This is a genomic window from Gemmatimonas sp. UBA7669, assembly GCF_002483225.1.
Lineage (GTDB): Bacteria > Gemmatimonadota > Gemmatimonadetes > Gemmatimonadales > Gemmatimonadaceae > Gemmatimonas.
On sequence record NZ_DLHL01000028.1, the window covers coordinates 25,026 to 43,555 of the forward strand.

Annotated in this window: 13 protein-coding genes and 1 pseudogene; 7 read left to right on the forward strand and 7 right to left on the reverse strand. The window is 64.4% G+C overall.

Translation table 11 applies throughout. The features are described 5' to 3' along the window. Nucleotides 1–3 precede the first annotated feature (3 nt). The 6 genes from ftsE to pckA all read left to right on the forward strand — a co-directional run bounded on the left by ftsE (nt 4) and on the right by pckA (nt 6,078). Nucleotides 4–705, forward strand: coding sequence for a cell division ATP-binding protein FtsE (gene ftsE / locus B2747_RS08440; RefSeq protein ID WP_343125886.1), 702 nt, complete (start codon nt 4–6; stop codon nt 703–705). Next, complete coding sequence (locus B2747_RS08445; RefSeq protein ID WP_291159123.1) at nt 702–1,562, forward strand: cell division protein FtsX; 861 nt, start codon at nt 702–704, stop codon at nt 1,560–1,562. The genes ftsE and B2747_RS08445 overlap by 4 nt, the downstream gene beginning before the upstream one ends. Then, a complete protein-coding gene (locus B2747_RS08450; RefSeq protein ID WP_291159126.1) occupies nt 1,559–2,788 on the forward strand; it encodes a murein hydrolase activator EnvC family protein in 1,230 nt (409 codons plus the stop codon). Before B2747_RS08445 ends, B2747_RS08450 begins: the two co-directional genes overlap by 4 nt. Before the next feature lie 89 nt (nt 2,789–2,877). After that, the gene (locus B2747_RS08455; RefSeq protein WP_291159127.1) at nt 2,878–3,540 is read left to right on the forward strand and encodes a hypothetical protein; all 663 of its coding nucleotides are present in this window, start codon (nt 2,878–2,880) and stop codon (nt 3,538–3,540) included. After that, the gene (locus B2747_RS08460; RefSeq protein ID WP_291159128.1) at nt 3,537–4,208 is read left to right on the forward strand and encodes a hypothetical protein; all 672 of its coding nucleotides are present in this window, start codon (nt 3,537–3,539) and stop codon (nt 4,206–4,208) included. Before B2747_RS08455 ends, B2747_RS08460 begins: the two co-directional genes overlap by 4 nt. Nucleotides 4,209–4,458: 250 nt before the next feature. After that, entirely contained in the window at nt 4,459–6,078 is a 1,620-nt protein-coding gene (pckA, locus tag B2747_RS08465) for a phosphoenolpyruvate carboxykinase (ATP) (RefSeq protein ID WP_291159129.1), read from the forward strand. A 290-nt stretch (nt 6,079–6,368) separates the two neighbouring features. Here pckA and B2747_RS08470 read toward each other — a convergent pair. From B2747_RS08470 to B2747_RS08485, 4 genes and pseudogenes are all read right to left on the reverse strand, one after another. Further along, nucleotides 6,369–7,376: pseudogene (locus tag B2747_RS08470) on the reverse strand (IS5 family transposase). A gap of 398 nt (nt 7,377–7,774) precedes the next feature. Continuing rightward, nucleotides 7,775–8,128, reverse strand: a complete 354-nt coding sequence (locus tag B2747_RS08475) for a hypothetical protein (protein ID WP_291159130.1) — start codon at nt 8,126–8,128, stop codon at nt 7,775–7,777. 1,596 nt (nt 8,129–9,724) lie between these two features. After that, nucleotides 9,725–11,347: a hypothetical protein gene (locus B2747_RS08480; protein ID WP_291159131.1), complete on the reverse strand. Its 1,623-nt coding sequence runs from the start codon at nt 11,345–11,347 to the stop codon at nt 9,725–9,727. 44 nt (nt 11,348–11,391) lie between these two features. Continuing rightward, nucleotides 11,392–15,168, reverse strand: a complete 3,777-nt coding sequence (locus tag B2747_RS08485) for a TonB-dependent receptor (protein WP_291159132.1) — start codon at nt 15,166–15,168, stop codon at nt 11,392–11,394. 135 nt (nt 15,169–15,303) lie between these two features. Here B2747_RS08485 and B2747_RS08490 point away from each other — a divergent pair, with 135 nt between their 5' ends. After that, nucleotides 15,304–16,584 carry an HD domain-containing protein gene (locus B2747_RS08490; protein ID WP_291159134.1) on the forward strand — a complete coding sequence of 427 codons (1,281 nt, stop codon included), beginning with the start codon at nt 15,304–15,306 and terminating at the stop codon, nt 16,582–16,584. 27 nt (nt 16,585–16,611) lie between these two features. On the opposite strand, the gene B2747_RS08495 is transcribed toward B2747_RS08490, so the two are convergent. From B2747_RS08495 to B2747_RS08505, 3 genes are read right to left on the reverse strand one after another with little or no spacing between them, the layout of a single operon-like run. Continuing rightward, the gene (locus tag B2747_RS08495; protein WP_291159136.1) at nt 16,612–17,355 is read right to left on the reverse strand and encodes a thioredoxin family protein; all 744 of its coding nucleotides are present in this window, start codon (nt 17,353–17,355) and stop codon (nt 16,612–16,614) included. Nucleotides 17,356–17,393: 38 nt separating this feature from the next. Beyond that, entirely contained in the window at nt 17,394–17,603 is a 210-nt protein-coding gene (locus tag B2747_RS08500; protein ID WP_291159138.1) for a hypothetical protein, read from the reverse strand. A gap of 7 nt (nt 17,604–17,610) precedes the next feature. Further along, a complete protein-coding gene (locus B2747_RS08505; protein WP_291159140.1) occupies nt 17,611–18,393 on the reverse strand; it encodes a Stp1/IreP family PP2C-type Ser/Thr phosphatase in 783 nt (260 codons plus the stop codon). Nucleotides 18,394–18,530: the final 137 nt, after the last annotated feature.

Consider the following 18,530-nt stretch of genomic DNA (forward strand, 5'->3'; position numbering starts at 1 on the left):
GGCATTGTACGCGTCGCCAACGTCACCAAGGAATATCCACGCTCGGGCATGGCCCTGCGCGGCGTGAACTTCGAGATCGCCAAAGGCGAGTTCGTGTTCCTCGTGGGGCATTCGGGTGCCGGCAAGAGCACGTTGCTGCGCCTGCTCACCATGGCCGAACGCCCCACGACCGGTGAAGTGCGCGTCTCGGGCTATTCGAGTTTCTCCATCAAGCCACGCGAAATTCCCCACCTGCGTCGCCGGCTTGGGATCGTGTTTCAGGACTTCCGGCTGCTGCCCGATCGTACGGCGGAACAGAACGTGGCTTTCGCGCTCGAGGTCACCGGTACACCCGCCTCGCAGATTGCGCCCAAGGTCTCGCGGTTGCTGCTGCAGGTGGGGCTCGCATCGCGCGCCACGGCGTATCCGCATGAGCTGTCGGGCGGCGAGCAACAGCGTGTGGCCATTGCCCGCGCGCTGGCCAACGATCCGTTCCTGCTGCTGGCCGACGAACCGACCGGCAATCTCGACGACCGCGCCACGCACGCCATTTACCTCTTGCTGCGCGAGATCAACGCGCGCGGCACGGCGGTGCTCATGGCCACGCACGATGTGGCCATGATTGAGCGCGCGCAGCAGCGCTTCCTCGAACTCGACAAGGGGGAGCTGGTGTTCGATGGCACCGATGTCGTGCGGCTGCGTGCCGACATGCGGGGGCGCAAGTGAGGCTCGCGCTGCGTGAGGTGCTGCTCGCGTTCCGGCGTGCGCCGCTGCTGGCCGTGCTGGCGGTGACCACCATTGCGTTCTCGCTCTACGCGTTCAGCCTGTTCGGACTGGTGGCGCTCAACATCCGTCAGGCGCTGCGTGACATTGAGGACCGCGTGGAGATCCGCGCCTTCCTCGTGGAAGGCACACGTGACGCACAGGTCGAAGAACTGCTGCAGGGCATCGGCAACATGCCGCAGATTGCCGATGCCGGCTACGTGTCTCCCGACTCCGCACTCGTGCGCGCGCGCAACGAGCTCGAGGAGTTCCGCGATGTAATGGAGGGCTCGTTCCTGCCGGCCTCGGTGGAACTGCGTCTCAAGGATGGATCGCGCGATCCGGCCACCGTTCAGGAAGTCGCCCGTCGTCTGCAGACCTATCCGCAGGTGGAAGAAGTGCGCTACGGCCGCGAGTGGGTGGAGAAGCTCTATCGCATCCGCAACCTCGCGGGCCTCGCCGGCTCCGTGCTCGGCGCCGTGTTTGCCCTGGTGTCGGTCATCATCATCGGCTCCACCATTCGCATGTCCATTCTCGCTCGCACGCGTGAGATCGAGATCATGCGCCTGGTGGGCGCCACCAACATGTTCGTGCGCCTGCCCTACCTGCTTGATGGCGCATTCAAGGGACTCGTGGGTGGCGTGCTGGCGGTGGCCATGGCCTGGGGCACCAGCACGCTCGTCACGCGCTCGCTGCTGGAGACCCGGTTCTTTGAAACGGGTCAGGTGCTGATGGGCATTGCCGCGGGCGGTGTGCTGGGATTGCTGGGGAGCTGGTTGAGTGTGGGCCGCCATCTGCGGCAGGTCTGGCGCGACTCGTGACCGGCACGGTGCTGCGTCGCCGCCTGCGCGTGCTTCGGCTGGCGACCGTGGGTGTGGTGCTGGCCGTGGCCCTGCCGTTCCGCCATGCTGCGGCGCAGGCCAACACGCAGAGTGCCGAGCAGCGCCTTCGGCAGCAACAGACCGAACTCGACAAGCTGCGCAAGGAGCGCAGTGATCTCGAGAACCGCATGAATCAGTTGCAGCGCAGCGCGCGCACACTGGCCGAAGAAGTGGCCAACCTCGAAGCGCAGCGCCGCACCACGGCGCGTCTGGTGGAAGCGCTCGACAAACAACTCGAGACCATCAACGAAGAAGTCATCAAGGCCAGCAGCGGTCTGCAGCGGGCAGAAGGCGAGCTGGTGAGCCGACGTGGCGCGTTGCAGCGCCGCATGGTGGAGATCTACAAGCGTGGCAGCCTGTACGACGTGGAGGCCATGCTGTCGGCTCAGTCGTTTGCGGGACTCGTGGCGCGCTACAAGTATCTGCACGAACTGGCCGTCAACGATCGCAACCTGGTGCGTCGCGTGGAGGGACTGCGCGACCAGATCATCTCGCAGCGTCTGCTGCTGGTGCGCCTACAGGACGACGTGAGCCGCAACCGGCAGGAGAAGGACCGCGAGGCCCGCCGACTGGCGGCGCTCGAAAGCACGCGGCAACGCAACCTCACGGCCGTGCAGCGCTCGGCGGCGCAGGCCCGCGAGCGGCTGCAGCAGTTGGCCCGCGACGAGTCGCGCATTGCCAACGCCATTGCCACCCTGGAGACCGCGAGGCGTCGCGCCGAAATGGCGCCCAACGCCAGACCCGCCGCGCCCTCCACCATTCGCACCTCCGACCTCGGCAAGCTGGATTGGCCGGTGGACGGCACCCTGCTCTATCAGTTCGGGCGCGTGGTGAATCCCAACAACACCACAACGCGCTGGAATGGCGTGGGGATTGGCGCAGCCGCCGGCACCTCGGTGCGCACCATTGCCGCCGGCGAAGTGGTGCTGGCCGACAACGTCGGCACCTATGGCTCCACTGTCATCGTGCAGCACGGTGGCGGCGACTACTCGGTGTATGGCTCACTGGCGCAGATCAGCGTGCGCCGTGGCCAGCAGGTCACCAAGGGTCAGGTCATTGGCACGGTGGGCGCCGCCGACCCTGAGCTGCCGCCTCACCTGCACTTCGAGATCCGACCCAAGGGGCGGGCGGTGGATCCGCTCGAGTGGCTGCGCGGCAAGCGTTGAGTGTGGCGTGAGGCCGGGGTTTGCCGAGTCTGGCGTGTCCAGGTAATGTGCAGCCATCCACGAACGCTTCATCAATGCCGAGGATCCGCTTGTCCCCCACCGCTTCCTTCTCTCCCAGCCGCGTGGCAGCCAAGGCCGCCATGGCCAGTGTGGCACTGGCGCTGTCGGCCACACTGACGGCATCGGCTGCCCTGCAGGCACAAGGCGCACCCGACGCAGCACCGTGGCGTTTTGTGCAGGTCGGCATGGCCTCGGTTGGCTCGACGTTCTTCGAGGGCCCACGCATTGCCACGGTGTCGAGCTCTGTCGGAGCGGGTCTGGGCATCGGTTTGCAGCGACGCGTGCGGCCTCGCCTTGAGACTGGCGTGATTCTGCGGGCCCTGCTCTCGCCCATCAAGGCCACGGAAGCGGGCGAGAGTTGGTCGCTGGGTTCGCTGCGCGAAGTGGGCGCTGTGGGCACGGCCAGTGTGGACAGCTATACCGGTCAGCGGCTCGCGCTGCGTATTGAAGGCGCGGCGGGCATCTCGGTGTTGTCCGGCGTGGATGGCGCGCTGCCGTTCAGCGAGCTGGCCGTCATATCGCCTTCTGTAGAAGCGGGCGTGGCACTTGGCGTGCCGCCGCGTGCCGGTCGACGTGAGTGGTGGCTGACCGCGCGGGCCAACACCCTGCGCATGGGACGGGCATCGGCCAACGCGGGCTTCACCGAAGGATGGGGTCGGCGTCTCCTTTTTGGTGTGAGGACCGTACGATGAACGCACGCTGGCTCGTCCGTCATTCCCGCGTGGCGCTCGTTTTGTCGGCCGCATATCTCAGCGCCTGCGAAGCCCCAACCGTTGCGCGGCCAGTTGCCGCGTACAGCCCCACGTCACTGACCAATGGCCAGCTCTATCGCTGGCCCAACGGCTCCACCCTTCGCGTCTGGCATATCCAGCCAGCAGACAGCACGCGTGATGTGTTCCGCGCCACCCAAGTGGCGCTGGCTGAGTGGAATGCCGTGCCACGCCTGCGTGAGTATCGCCTGGAATCGGCTCCGTCACTGGAGCGCGCAAACATCGTGATCGTGGACCGGAGCACGCCGCTGCCGCTCTCGCCGGCCGCGAGTTGCCCGTTTGATGCTCGGGGCTCCACGGGCTACACCTATTTCTGCGTCAGCGGCAACCGCGCGCTGCGCCTCAACACGACCGGCGGCGGCGCCACCGATGTGTCGGTCATCATCCGTCTCGACGTGGCGGGCATGGCGAGTCAGGCCGTCCTGGAATCGGTGGTGCTGCACGAGATGGGACACGCGCTTGGCATCGGGGGCCACAGCCCCGAAACCGCCGACGTGATGTTCGGCAATCCGACTGCCCGTTTCCTGAGCGGGCGCGATGTGCAGACCCTGCAGTTCCTACTGGGGGAACGACCGCAGTTTACGCTCTAGCCCGCCACTCGTCTCCGCTTGAAGCGAGTGGTGAAATCCACCATCTTCCGCAGTCTTGGCGCGACATTCTCCCGAATGCGCGCCGAAACTGTTTTGGGACAACACGACGCCTTCGTCACGTTTGCATGACTGCGTGATGCGTTGTGTGCACCAACGCAGTACCCACGCTTTGCATCCGCTGTTCATTCGCTGAGCCAGGCGCTGTTCCGGCGCCGGTTGCAGCTGTCCGCTTACCGAGAGGGTCGCACCCATGGCGACACAGGTCACACCGTCCACGCCTGCCCGCGAAAGCGCCGCCGGCCTCGCCCCGCAGGGCCTCGCGCCCACCGGCCAGATCCACTGGAATTACGTGGCGCCGGAACTCATCGAGGCGGCCATCCGCCGCGGCGAAGGCACGCTGGCCGACATGGGGCCCTTCGTGGCCGTGACCTCGCCGCACACGGGCCGCTCGCCCAACGACAAGTTCGTCGTCAAGGAGCCGGGCAGCGAAGCCGACGTCGATTGGGGCAAGGTCAATCAGCCTCTCTCGCCTGAGCACTGGGCCACGCTCAAGGCCGACGTGCAGCAGTACCTGAACGGCCTCGACACGCTGTTCGTGCAGGATCTCTACTGCGGCGCCGATCCGTCCACGCGCCTGAGCGTGCGCTACATCCTGCCCAACGCGTGGCATGCGGCGTTTGTGCGCAACATGTTCATCCGCCCCGACATCGCGGAGCTGGCGTCGTTTGCGCCGAACTTCACGGTGTATCACGCGCCCGAGTTCCAGGCCGATCCGGCCCGTCATGGCACGCGCACCGGCACGTTCATCGTGCTCAATCTCGCGGAGCGCGCCATCCTCATTGGCGGCACGCGCTACGCCGGTGAACTCAAGAAGTCGATGTTTACCGTCATGAACTACCTGCTGCCCAAGCAGGGTGTGCTCTCCATGCACTGCTCGGCCAACATCGGCGCCGAGGGGGACACGGCGCTGTTCTTCGGTCTGTCAGGCACGGGCAAGACCACGCTGTCAGCCGACCCCGAGCGCGGCCTCATTGGCGACGACGAGCATGGCTGGTCGGCGGAAGGCACCTTCAACTTCGAAGGCGGCTGCTACGCCAAGGTCATCAATCTCTCGCCGGAGAGTGAGCCCGACATCTTCGCCACCACGCAGATGTTCGGCACGGTGCTCGAGAACGTGGTGCTCAACCAGCCGTCACGCACGGTGGATTTCTCGAGCCAGCACATTACCGAGAACACGCGCGCCTCGTACCCGCTGCATTACATCAAGAATCATGTGCCGAGCGGCCGCGGTGGTCACCCGAAGAACGTGGTGTTCCTCACCGCCGATGCCTTTGGTGTGCTGCCGCCCATTGCGCGGCTCACGCCCGAGCAGGCCATGTACTACTTCCTCTCGGGCTACACGGCCAAGGTGGCCGGCACCGAGCGCGGCGTGACAGAGCCGCAGGCCACCTTCTCGGCCTGCTTCGGCGCCGTGTTCCTCGTGTGGCACCCCACCAAGTACGCCGAGATGCTCGGCGAGCTGCTGCGCAAGCATGGCTCGCAGGTGTGGCTGGTGAACACGGGCTGGAGCGGTGGTGCTTACGGCACGGGCAAGCGCATGAAGCTGTCGTACACCCGCGCCATGGTGCGCGCGGCGCTGTCGGGCGCGCTCGATGGCAGCACGTTCAATACGGACCCGGTGTTCGGCCTGCACCTCCCCACCTGGGTGCCGGACGTACCCGCCGAAGTGCTGGACCCGCGTGGCACCTGGGCGGATGGCGCGGCCTACGATGCGCAGGCGCGGAAGTTGGCGGGCATGTTCCGCGAGAACATCAAGAAGTTCGGTGAGGCCGTTTCGCCGGCCATCCTCGGCGCCGGCCCGCAGGGCTGAACTTCTGACGGATCACGGCAAGGCAATCAATCAACAGCCTTGTCGCGGATTACACGGATGGGGCGGAAACAACACGGATGATCCGTGCTGTTTCCGCCTGATTCGATGAAGGGGTGGCAAGGCCATTAGCAGGGTGCTGAGAAAGCCGGTGTTTTTCGCGGGCAGCTGTGCCGTTGTCGAGTTGGGCGGCTGATTCGAGACGAAAGCGGGCCGATTGTGAGGCCTCGCGGTCTCGGTATGGCGGCTTCCGCGCCGTGTTCGTGGCGCGTGAAGCTGCCTCCGGCCTAGGGTCAGGCCGGTATGAGCCGCCGCAGTCGCACCAAGTTGTACGCCGCGCAGGCGAAGGTCACGATCCAGTCGACCCGCGCCGTGCCGCGATGCTTCACCTTGCGCAGTCCGGCCACGGTTTTCAGCCAGCCGAACACTTCCTCGATTTTCTTGCGCGCCCGCTGACTGATCGCGTAGCCCGCGTGGCGGGTGGTCCGCCCGTCGATGGCGCTGCCCTTGGCCTTCTCCGCCACATGCGGCGTGAAGCCCGCCGCCCGCGCGCCTCAACGAAGTCGCGCGTATCGTAGCCCTTGTCCGCGCCGACCGTCGGGCATGCCGTGACGCCCGCGATCCCCTGCAACAGGCACAGCGCATCCTCGACTTCGGCGCGGCCGCTCGGACTGCTCACCACCGTGTTCACGACGAGGCCGTGGCGATTGTCGACGAGCGCACTCGCCTGATACGCGAGGATGGACGCCGTGTTGCACGACTTGCGCGCCATGCGCGCGTCCAGATCCGTTACCGAGCGATGCGTCGCGTTTGAACGCGTCTCCCCATGGAAGCTCACGCCGTCATTGGCGGGATCGACCGGCCGACCCGAGTCGTCGTCCTTGGGCCGCACGCTCTCTTGACTCGCCCACGCCTCGAGCAGCGTGCCATCGACGGAGAAGTGTTCGCGTGAGAGCAGGCGCTGCCGATTCTTGGTGAACGTGGTGGCGTGCCAGGCCGACGCCTCGAGGTCGAGCCCGACGAACCACCGATAGAGGAGATTGTACTCGAGCTGCTCGACCAGCTGGCGCTCACTGCGTATCGAGTAGAGCAGCTGCAGCAGCAGGGCCCGCAGTAACTGCTCGGGCGGAATCGACGGGCGGCCGGTCTCACTGTAGAGCGCCTCGAATTGGGGCGACAGGTCGCGCAGGATCGGATCGACGAGGCGCCGAATTCGCCCGGAGCGGATGGTCGGCCGGCACCCGATCCTCGAGCACCACCGTCGCAAACATCATCCCCTGCACGCGCTCGTCTCCCCGCATCGCTCACCTCTGGCTGAAGTCGCGCCAGTATAAAAAAAAACGCTGGCGTCACACCAGAGGGGACGCCAGCCTTTTCAGCATCCTGTTAGGTAACTGGTAGTAAGTGAGGCTGTCGTTCTAGAGGTCCGGTTCAGAGCCTAACGGTACACCGAGCTCTCGATGCTTCACATCATACGAATGTCGAGCCCCCGGATACTAAGCACCGACAGCCTTTCTTACTCCCTTCTTGCGCTAGTAGCCCTAGTTGATGTTGAGCGAACCCCGAACAAAGCACTCCACTGGATCTGTCTAGCCTTAACTCTTACGTCGCCACAATCAGTGATGGGTGACAGACCCAGATGAACTAGCCTACTCGCGATTCAGACCCGAGCTATAGCGCATCGGCTTACTAGTCTCCCTTACGGATTGTGGCACCCTTGGGAACGCCATGTCGACCAAAAGCCATCTGCCGCGGATAAGAATCCGTCTCTCCACCCTGTCCACTCATTTTGGTACCACTGTGAGGAGTCCCTCTGAAGACGAAGTTCTTCTTCCTCCTCTGCCGTCATCGGATAGGCCGGATGTTCCAAAGCCAGACTGTAGTACTCAACCTCCATCTGGTACGTATTGACTTGGATGTTCGCCATAGATGCATATCCCTCTTGCTCAACGGCAAGATCGGAAAGCTGACCACATGTGAGTTGAGCCTCCGCTGTTCCAGCGATAGCTGCGCTCAAGGCGATTGTCCAAGCTGCCTTGTTGATCAGATTCATGTCGCCCCCTTGATGAGAATTAGATTGTGGCGCGCGTACGTTACCGCCCCTATCCCCCCCCGTCAAGAGAAGATTCCGAAATGGGCCAGCGTGACCCAACTAAGACTCAGCAGTAGCTTCTGTGCTGGGTATCCTTGAAAGCTCCCGTTCGACCTTTCGAGTTCCGGTGACGCGGTGAGTCATGGCTGCTGGCGCGGGTCTTGATTACAAAGGTGACGTACCACGGTACAAGCAACTCCCGCATGCAGTTGAGATTGGGAGACTACCGATTGCGGTCGACGACGCTGAGATTCTTGACGCGTGGTTGGTGCCTTTCGACGCAACGCAGGCAAAGTAGGCGTACGTTATACCGTATCGCGACGAGCGGTGGCGCCTGAGCGCACCGCGTGTAGCGGCTCTCAGCCACCTCGCGGGCCCCACTCGGCCAATAGCCGGCGAATCAGCGTGCGAAAGCTCACGAGGCTACCGGCCGCGCGGCCGAAGCGAAACACAAAGTCCACACGATACGCGCGACAATGCAGGCTGCGCAGCCCTCCAACCACTATGCGAACTTCGATGATTTCCACAACCACTTTCGGCTTCTGCTGACTTTTCGCGTAGCCCCCATGCCGACTGGTGCCACTATCGATCGCGCTGCCCGACTTCCGTAAACGGATGTTTGCGCGGCTTCGGACGTGCGCCCGCAGGCGCGGGTGTCGGCGACGACGATGGGCCCGTGGGGGTTGGCCGTGAGCACACTCCCGAGGTAGTCCACGATTGAAGCGGTTCCGTTTCACTTGCACGCGAGACGCGCGTCCGGATCGGTCGTCGATTCGAGAGTAGCGTTGGTTCACCGCTGCAGGAGGGAGTTCATTGTCGAACTCTTGGGACTGCCATCGTCGCGCGCGGTCCGCGCGGCGGAGACCTTGGCATGGACACTCTTTATGGCTTGCCCACCCATCGAGCAGCGTGTCATTCACGGTGAAGTGCCAATGTGATTGATGACCATGCCCCTCGGTGACCCGCAGCACCTACTGCAGAAACGCGTCAGCGAACCCGCCGTAGAAATGGCGCTCTGGATTCTAGCTGAGGACCGTCCGCACCCAAGTCTGACTCATCGGGATCGAAAACGACGAACCAGTGTAACGGTTAGTTGTATTCAGCTGCTCCACCACCATGCGCTCACCCTAGATGGTTTGCAGCGTTTGAAGCAACCGCACGCTCAGCAGTTCTTCCAGCGGGATCGACGGCCTGACCATCAGTAGGTACAGAGGGTTTAACCGCGGCGACAGCGCTAGCAGAATCGGCTGGACCAGCGCGTGCATCGCGCGCACCGGATGATCGGTTGGGATCCGATGCCCAATAAACAAGTAACTGAACACCAAAAACTGCGGTTAGTCGGGGTGGAGAATCGTGGCGACAGAGCTTAGACGCAGACCTTTTTGCACCATTCTTTTGGTTACTCCACAGGCTTATGAATTCGCTTTCCCAAGTATTCCTGTGGAGATCCGATCTTGACAGTAAATGAAGCCCGACCAGCAGCCAGATTCTAGCTTGCCGCAGGGGAGCTATCCCAAAGAAGCGGCCCACTCACCGGAGTGCGTGGGCCACTTGGTGTCAGTTGAGCTTCACCGACTCAAGGAAGATGCGCCCCTGCTCGCGGGCCTGCAGGTAGATGATGCCGTTGGCGCCGAAGCCGGCAATCTGTCGGCCGGGCGGCAGCTTGACACGGTACTGCAGCTTGCCTTCAGGGCTGACCACGTCGTACACGAGTGGCGGCTGATTCATCATGCCGGCCATCATGGCCATGGCGGCCGCCGGGGGCGGACCCTGACGCGTGCTGTCGCGCGCTGCGCCAGGTGCGCCGCCTGCGGCACCACCAGCCGCACCGGGGCGTCCACCCGCCTGCCCCGGCATGCCACCGCGCATGCCACCCGGTCCCATGAACTGCTGCGCCAACTGCGCCGACAAGTTGGAGGTGGTGGGCACGACCCAGAGGTTGCCCTCACGGTCGGCAATGCTCGAGCCCTGACGAATGGGCGGGTAATAGTCCGGCAGACGATCGGCCGCGATGGGCTCCATGGTCATGCGGAACGTGCTGTTGGGGTTCGCGCTCTGACGCCCCATGGCCGCTTCGGCGAGCACCTTGAGCGAGTCCACCAGCTTCACCTTCTCGTCGTCGGTGATGCGCTTCCAGTCGAAGGGCAGCTTCTCCGACGCGACGTGTTTGCCATCGGGACGGTAGTAGTCCACGTGATAGTCGAGCACGCGCATGACCGCAACCGTGCCATCGGCCAAGAGCGCCCAATCGTCGGCCTGCGGCAGCGGATTGATCTTGACCGTCACGCGTGTGGTGCCGTCGTCGCCACGCGTCATCTGCGTTTCGTTCTTCGGCACCTTGAGGAAGGTGACCGTGTCCGCCTTGCGCGTGTCGAAGTCCACGCGCACGATAGGCACCGAATCGGGCTGGTTGCTGGGATTGAAGCCGCGACCACCGGGGCCGCCGAATGGCTGGCCACCCGGACCACCGCCTGGCGCACCGCCACCAGGCGCACCGCCACCAGGCGCACCGCCGCCCGGCGGTCCGCCAAAGTCCCCACCGCCACGATTGTTCTGGTTGGGGCGGTTGTTGTTGTTGCCCCCCTGCCCGCCACCACCACCGCCACGCCCGCGGTCCATGCCGTTGCCGAACATGGCCGCCATGCCGCCACCCGGGCCACCGCCGAACTGCCGGTAATACATGCGCCCCTGCGCATCGAATGCATGCGTGCCGAGGTTCATGTTGGCCAGCAGATTGATGTCGTTGGTGCGCGGTGAGGCCATGACACGCGCCGTGCGTCCATCGGGATTGAGCACCACCAATGAAGTCGTGGACGGGTCCACCACGATGGTGCTGTCACCGAGATAGGGCATGAGACCCAGCGGGCGCTGTCCATACGGCATGAGTGCGCCAGGCGCGGTGTCCGCCACGACCGTCACATTGGACAGCGTTGCATCGAGGCGCAACAACTGCCGGCGCTGCACGTCGTTCACAAACACGGAGCCGTCGGGCAGACCGCGCAGCATGCTCACGCTGGTGAACGGCTGCGCCGAGCGCGCGATGACGGCGGAGACGTCACGCACGGGCACCGCCGCGGCCGTCGAGGCTGCAGCATCCTGCGCGGACAGGAGACTCGGTACAGTCGCCGCCGTGAGCAGCACACCGACAGCGCTCCAACGGGAAAGGCGAAGGCTGGACATGAGGGAGAACCCGGAGAGGGAGATGTTCATGAGGTGATGCATGCTCAGCGGCCCATGCGGCCACCGCCGCCACCGAACCGATTGTTACCCACGGTGCCCGAGCGGATGCCCTGCAGCGTGCGCTTGTCGAGGAACTGCACGAGCTGGTCGGGAAGAATGCGAATCTGGTCGGGCGTCAGGAGACCGCGGATGCCCGGCACGATCTTGATCAACATGTCTACCGTTTCCTCACGCGCCCGGCGATAGCGACCGAAGGCATCGCCATGGCTATAGCGGTCGGGGAGCTCCGAGAGGAAACGCGCCACCGGCGTCCACACGCTGTCGCTCTTGAGCACGTACAGACGGTTGAGCGTGGCCAAGCTGTCTGCCTGCTTGCGGGTGAGCTTGAGCGTGTCTGCCTGCTGCAGCAACTGCTGCATGGGATTGATGATGCCAACGTTCGCCGTCTGACGCAGCTGCTGCAGGCTGGGCTTGTTGCCCGGTCGTGTGCGGCCGCGGTCAAGCTGCTGCAGCAACTGTTGCTGTTCACGTGACTGACCCACGTCGTACCGCACCTGCAAGGTAAACATCACCGGCTGCGAGCGCAGGGTGGTTTCGCGCGGGCGGGTGGAACCGAAGCGCTCGTTCACCTCGTACTTGAAGGCACGGGTGACCGGGTCAAAACCCCGAACGAAAAGCAACTGCTGCTGCGCCTGCGGCGACTGCTGCGCACCCCAGCCCTTCAGACCATCTTCACCGTTGATGAGGCGATCGACGCCGTTGAGCGGATTTTGAACCTGCAACGAGATATTGGCACGCTGCGGCAGGCCCAGCTTGAGCGAGTTGAGGCTGAAATTAAGGTTGCCCGTCATCGACCAAGGGCCGACACAGGAGTTCCGCTCAGCGAACTGTCCCATCTGGTTGCGAAGGCAGGCCGTGGCTTCGCGGGTGCCGTTGGCAAGGAGGCTCTCAAGTCCGCTACGGAGCAGCGGATCGGTGACGGAGCTCGGGTCGAACACGAAAGCGCGATCATTGCCGTAGCTGTCGCCGTTCACGTCCTGATTGATGGTCGGCGTGTAGCGGAAGCCCGAGCTGAACCGGCCATTCCACGAGATGCGCACCGCGTCCCACGCGTTGTAGCTCAAGCTGTACTGAATGGCATGGCGCGAGAAAAAGCCACCGGGTGACCACTCCTTGCCGACCGGCGACCCCACGGTGCTGTTGAAGCCGAGGAACTGCTCACGCACATCGGCCAGCACGTAGTTGAGATTCCAGCCCCAACGCGAGTTGAAGACCGTCGGGCGCAGGCTGAGGTTGAGCTGACGGCTCTCGCCTTCCAGCGAAGATGTCTGCGCCGTGACGCGACCGTACTTGTCGCTCACGCGCGCCTCGCGCCAAGCCACCTGGCCCGTAGTGGGCACAATGGCTTCGGGCGTCACGAACATGGGGCGACCACCCTCACCATTGAGCGAGAACTGCTGTTCGTTGGTGAAGTTGAGGTCGATGCCACCCTGCTGGCGTTGGTTGCGCGAGTAGGTCACGTCGGCTGACAGCACGAAGCGATTCTTGAGTACCGCACCCATCCACTGCAGGTTGCCGCGAATGGAGCGCTGCGCCTGATAATCCGGCAGGAACAGCGTGACGTTGGGGTTGCTGTTGGCGAACACCGAGCCGCTGGTGCCGTCGGCACAAGTGGTCGGGATGGTACCGCGGTCCGCTGCGTAAGCGGTCCAGTCCGGAGTAGGCGTGGCCTCACCAACACAGGTGAGCTGCTGCAAGCCACTGGGCAGACCGGTATTGTCGATAGCGCCGGAAATGAGCTGCGTACCCGGTGTGTTCTGGAACACGCCCAACCCACCGCGTACCACGGCTCGCGGCGCGCGAATCATGCCAGGCATCAGGGCCAGCTGATCGGCCTCCCCCAAGGTCCATGAGAAGCCGATGCGAGGGCTGACGTACAGACGGTTGGGGACTTCCGCGTTGTCGTACTGGAAGGTGTTGCGAACATCTGCGTTGGTTTGCGGCCCCATGTTGAACTGGTTGCCGTCCACGCGCACACCGTACTGGACCTGAAGGTCGTTGGTTGGGCGCCAGGCATCGCCGAGGGATACTGCCGCAACGTACTGACTTCCCGCGCGCGTGCGCGGTGAAAGCAAACGCGTGAACGAAGCCGGACGATTGGCTTGCAGGTCTGCCAAGGTGTTGTAGGAGAACGAACCGTACTCGTTGAAGTTGAACAGGTTCGAGAACTCCTCACGACGCAGTTCCGACGTGAGCTTCACACGGTGCCGATTGTCCTTGGAGAACCACGAGAGCGTATTGTTGCCGGCCAAGGTGGTGGTGACGCTGCTGTTGTTCAGCGCCGGGTTGCCGCCGAACTGCAAGTTACCCACCGAGGCCGTGCCATCGGCGAACTGCGAGTTCACGCGCACCGCGCCCGACGGGAGTAGCGTGTAGGGCTCTGCGGCGTTCCGGCTCGTGCTGTAGCCCACCGTTGTTTCGGTGAAGAGGCCCTTCCACCCCACCATGCCGCTGTGGCGCAGCTGCGCCGCGCCACCCCAATTCGTACGCTCACCATCACGTGTTGGGGTAATCAGACTGCCACCGAATCCGCCAAAACCGCCGCCACCAAAGCCACCGCCACCACCACCACCACTGCCAACCGGTGTGGTCTTCCGATAGTTTGCCGAAAGGGTGACGGAGTATGTGCTGCCACGCGACGAGTTTTGGGGCACCCAATCGAAGCTGTTGAGCGTATTGAGTGTGGTCTGGATGCGCAGTGGCGAATAGCCATCAATAGTGAACGGCACGTTGTCGGTGCCCAGGATGTCCAGCATGCGGCGCACCGAATCGGCCGATACGCCAGCCGCCTGGAAGCCGTCCACATTGGTATTGAGCGCCGTCTGGAAGTCCTGCAGGCGGCGGTCGAACTGCAGCGAGGTGTTGTAGAAAAGCATGTCCGGCTTGATGGGTCCCGATGCCGAACCGCCGAACGAAGCATTGGTGTACTGCTGCCCCGTCGCGACGCCCACGCGATCCGCCCACTGCAGTTGCGGGGACACAAAATTGGAACTGATGGCGCGATTCGAAAAGTTCGACCCGGCGCGCGTCCGCACCTGCAACTGACCACCCGAGAAACCACCGCGCGACACATCGTACGGACTGGTCGACAGCGAAGTCATCACGTTGGCATCACGCGGCAACTGCGCATCGCCGAAATTGAGGCCATTGAGCTGCGTATTGTTCTGATCACCGCCCAGGCCAAACACCGAGAACGCGTCGCTCGAACCGTCGGCCCCCAGCAGCAACTGCACACCAGGAATGGCCGAGGCCATGGCCGCGAGGTCGCCCATCTGCTCGGCGTTGAGGAAGCCGGCGATTTCATCGCTCACGGTGCGCTCGGTGCCACTCACATCCGACACGGTATCGGAACGCGATACCGCAGCGCGCTCCGTCACCTGCACGGCATCGAGCGTGATAGCGGCCGGCGCCATGCGCGCGTTGGCGATGAGAATTTCCTGATCGGCGGTACGCTTCACCTGGTAGCGGCGCGGCGCGAGACCAATACCGGAAAATGTCACCCAGTAGTCGCCTTCCCCACCGGGAAACGAAATGGTGTAGCGACCATTGCGGTCGGTGCGCTGCGTGCGGCTTACGTTGCCACTCAGCGTGGTGGCGGTGACCAGCACGTTGGCGATGGGCAGCGAGTCGGTCCCGAGGACCTGACCGCGAATGATGTCAACCTGCTGGGCCTCGGCCACGGTTGGCGCGGCCATGGATGGCACGACCACGGCGGCAGAGAGGACAACCAGCGCGCCAAAAAGGCGGCGGAAAAAGGGCATGGTAGTAGTCACGACGGGTAAGACGCATACCGGTCGCGATTCGTTAACGGGGTTCCATCGCCCGCAGCGCCAGAAGGCCACCCCGGTGACGCCGCGGTGATGCCCGTGTGACGCGGCTGGCTTTAAGTTCGGAGTATGGAAATCCTCCGCGACCCACTCTGGAACAACATCCGCCTCGATCCGCTCGCCCTGTCCCTGCTGGAAACGCCCGTGGTGCAGCGCCTGCGCTACGTGCGGCAGTTGGGTCTGGCATTTCTGGTGTATCCGGGTGCCACGCATTCCCGCTTCGAGCATGCGCTTGGCGCGTGGCATCTGGCCGGGGTGGCGCTGCGCCTGTTGGACGAGCGGGGGGCGCTTGATGGAATTGGCGCGCGCGATCAGCAACTCATCCGGGCCGCCGCATTGTTGCACGACGTGGGACACTATCCGTTCTCGCACGCGCTCGAGGAAATCGGCGTCACCGATCACGAGGAGGTAGCGCGTCCACTGGTGACGCAGGGGGCCGTAGGCGCCGTGCTGCGCCAGGCGCTGGGTGACGACGCGCCGGATACCGTGTTTGCCCTCATCAGCGGGGTCAGCGCCCATCCGCTGCAGGGACTCATCTCCGGTTCCATTGATCTCGACAAGATCGAGTATCTCAAGCGCGACGCGACCATGTGTGGCGTGCCCTACGGCGAAATCGACGTCGACCGACTGCTCAATTCGCTGGTGCTGGTTGAGCTGCCTGAGGGACACACCGCAATAGGCGTGCACGAAAAGGGGCTCTCGGCGCTCGAGTCGCTGCTCTTTGCCAAGTACCAGATGTACCGGAACGTGTACTGGCATCACGCCGTGCGCAGCGCAACGGCCATGTACAAGCGTCTGGTGGCCGTTGCGCTCGACACCGGCGCCGTGGCGGCCGACCGCGTGGCGCGCTATACCGACGAAGGCCTGCTGGTGCACCTCGACACCCCGTCTCTCGTGCCCGAAGCGCGCCAGTTGCTCGACGCGCTGCGCATTCGCCGCCTGCACAAGCGGGCCTACGAGTGCCCCGCTGCCACGCTCGGAGACGAGGTGGGTGAGTGGATTGCCAGCGACTACGCGCTGACGCGCCGCGTTGAAGACCAGTTGGCGGCCGAGCTGGGGCTGCCCAGGGGGGCGGTGCTGTTGGACTACCCGGCCAAGACGCAGATGCTGGGCGTGGATATCCCCATGCAGCGCCGGGACGGGCGTGTGCAGCACCTGACCGCCAGTGGCTTTGAAGGCGCGCTCAATCTGCCGCGTCTCAGTGACGAGCTCTACCGCAGTGCGCGACGGCTGCGGGTGTTTACCGCCAATCGGGCTCCGGTGCCCTCTGACGCCGTGCTGACGGCACTCAGACTGGATGCCGAGGCCATTCGGGATCGGCTCGACCGAGGTCTGCCGCTGCTGAGCTGAGCGTGAGGAGACCTGCTTGCGCGCCGGCTATCGCGCCGCGGCCTGACCCGTGAAGCAGTGGCGCTGGCCGGCCTTGGCGGCCTCCAGCATCTCGATGGCCTCGGTGACGATGGCCTCGCCCCGGTTGGCCGCATAAAACGCGCGGATGCCCACGTGCAGGGAGTCGAGGCTGACCGTGCCACGCGTGGCCCGTGCCCAGTCCCGGAGCGGCCGCGGCTGCTCCACAATGCAGCCGCGCTCGGTGCCTTCGGCATCGAGCAACACAAAGGTGGGGGTGGCAGTGCGTCCGTCGAGCGAGCGGTGGCTTTCCTGCACCGCACGGCCGGCCGCCGGCAGCACAATGCGCAGGTCGATGCCGGGCACATCCTGCGCGAGACGGGCCAGCCAGGGCACCGTGTTCATGGAGTCGCCACAGGCATCCACGGCCACCACCAGCAGCTTCCAGCTGCCGCCCACCTGACGGGCACGGGCGACGAGCGCGTCGCTCACGCGAGCCGTGTCCGCCAGTCCCAGCCAGCCCTCTCGGCGCGCCTTGGCGGCCGCGACGAAGTCGGCAAACGTCTGCCCCGAGCCGTGCAGCGCCAGCAGGGTGCTGTCGGTGACAGTCGCTCCAACGCTGAGGGGCGCCGCGCAACCAGGCGCCGCGGTTGGACGCAGGGCCTGGGCCGAGCTGCCGGTGACGAGGAGCGCACCAAGCAGACCTGCCCCGAGACCAGGGCGGGAGACGGCACGACGTGCAACACGGGCGCACCACGAACGGGCGAATGTCATCGATGTCGTCTCGGATGTCGTTGCGGGTGAAAACACCGTCAGCCTGCGCGTGGCGGCCCCTCTGGCCTGTTTGCACCATGCGCCTCGGCCAACTTGCGACCGATGCCCCGGTAGAACGCCGCGTCAAGCGGCTTCTCCTCTGCATCGAGGGTCATGGCACAGCGCTCGATGGCGTAGAGGATGTTGCCCAGGTACAACTCGGCCAACGCACCGACCGTCGTGGCCTCACCAGGTTGTGGCGCGCTCACCGCGGCCTTATCCCGGCGGGAGGACGGCCGCCATTTCGCCGGTGGCGACGCCCGTGACCTTCACGACCTGCACCACGATGGCCGTGATGTTGTCCAGACCACCACGACGATTGGCCTCGGTGATCATCGCGTCCACCATGCGACCGGGGGTCTGCCGGGTCTCGAGGATCTTCTTGAGCTGCGGATCCTCGACCATGCCGGTGAGGCCATCCGAGGCCACGAGGTACACATCGCCGGCCTGCAGTTCGCCACTGTGGACATCCGCTTCCACTGCCGCATTTGCGCCCACGCAACGGGTGATGACGTTGCTGTAGGGGTGGTAGCGCGCCTGTTCCGGCGTAAGGAAGCCGGCGTCCACCTGTTCCTGCACGTAGGAGTGGTCCTTGGTGAGTTGACGGAACACACCGTCTCTCAGCAGGTAGACCCGGGAATCGCCAATGTGGCCAATGAACCAGCGTCCGTAGCCCATCATGAGGCAGGAGGCCGTCGTGCCCATGCCCTGCTTGTCGGCTTCCTGGATGGTGCGTTCGTAGATGGCGCGGTTGGCCTCTTTGAGCGCGGCGGCCATGCGGGGACCGATGTCCTCGCGGGTCAGATCGCGCACCCCGGAGAGTTCGCGGGAGACGATCTGCACGGCCATCTCGCTGGCCACCTCACCCGCGGCATGTCCCCCCATGCCATCGGCGACGATGAAGAGGCCCCGCTCCTGGTCGGCGTCGGCGTAAAGGCTGTCTTCGTTGCCTGCCCGTATGCGTCCGACATCCGTGCCGGCGGCGACAGAAAGCTGCACGTGTTTGGGGTGGCTCGTCTCAGGAAGTAACGCGGGGGACACCAAACGTAACGTGCGAAGCTATCCGGGCGTGTTGCCCATTGGCAAGCGCAGAAGCCGTTTCCCGTGTCCTGATCTTGATGACCGGCTGATGGGAG

Coding starts and splice junctions, on each gene's coding strand:
- B2747_RS08460 (WP_291159128.1), top strand. CDS start 3,537: ATGAACGCACGCTGGCTCGTCCGTCATTCCCGCGTGGCGCTCGTTTTG.
- pckA (WP_291159129.1), top strand. CDS start 4,459: ATGGCGACACAGGTCACACCGTCCACGCCTGCCCGCGAAAGCGCCGCC.
- B2747_RS08475 (WP_291159130.1), bottom strand. CDS start 8,128: ATGAATCTGATCAACAAGGCAGCTTGGACAATCGCCTTGAGCGCAGCT.
- B2747_RS08480 (WP_291159131.1), bottom strand. CDS start 11,347: ATGTCCAGCCTTCGCCTTTCCCGTTGGAGCGCTGTCGGTGTGCTGCTC.
- B2747_RS08485 (WP_291159132.1), bottom strand. CDS start 15,168: ATGCCCTTTTTCCGCCGCCTTTTTGGCGCGCTGGTTGTCCTCTCTGCC.
- B2747_RS08490 (WP_291159134.1), top strand. CDS start 15,304: ATGGAAATCCTCCGCGACCCACTCTGGAACAACATCCGCCTCGATCCG.
- B2747_RS08495 (WP_291159136.1), bottom strand. CDS start 17,355: ATGACATTCGCCCGTTCGTGGTGCGCCCGTGTTGCACGTCGTGCCGTC.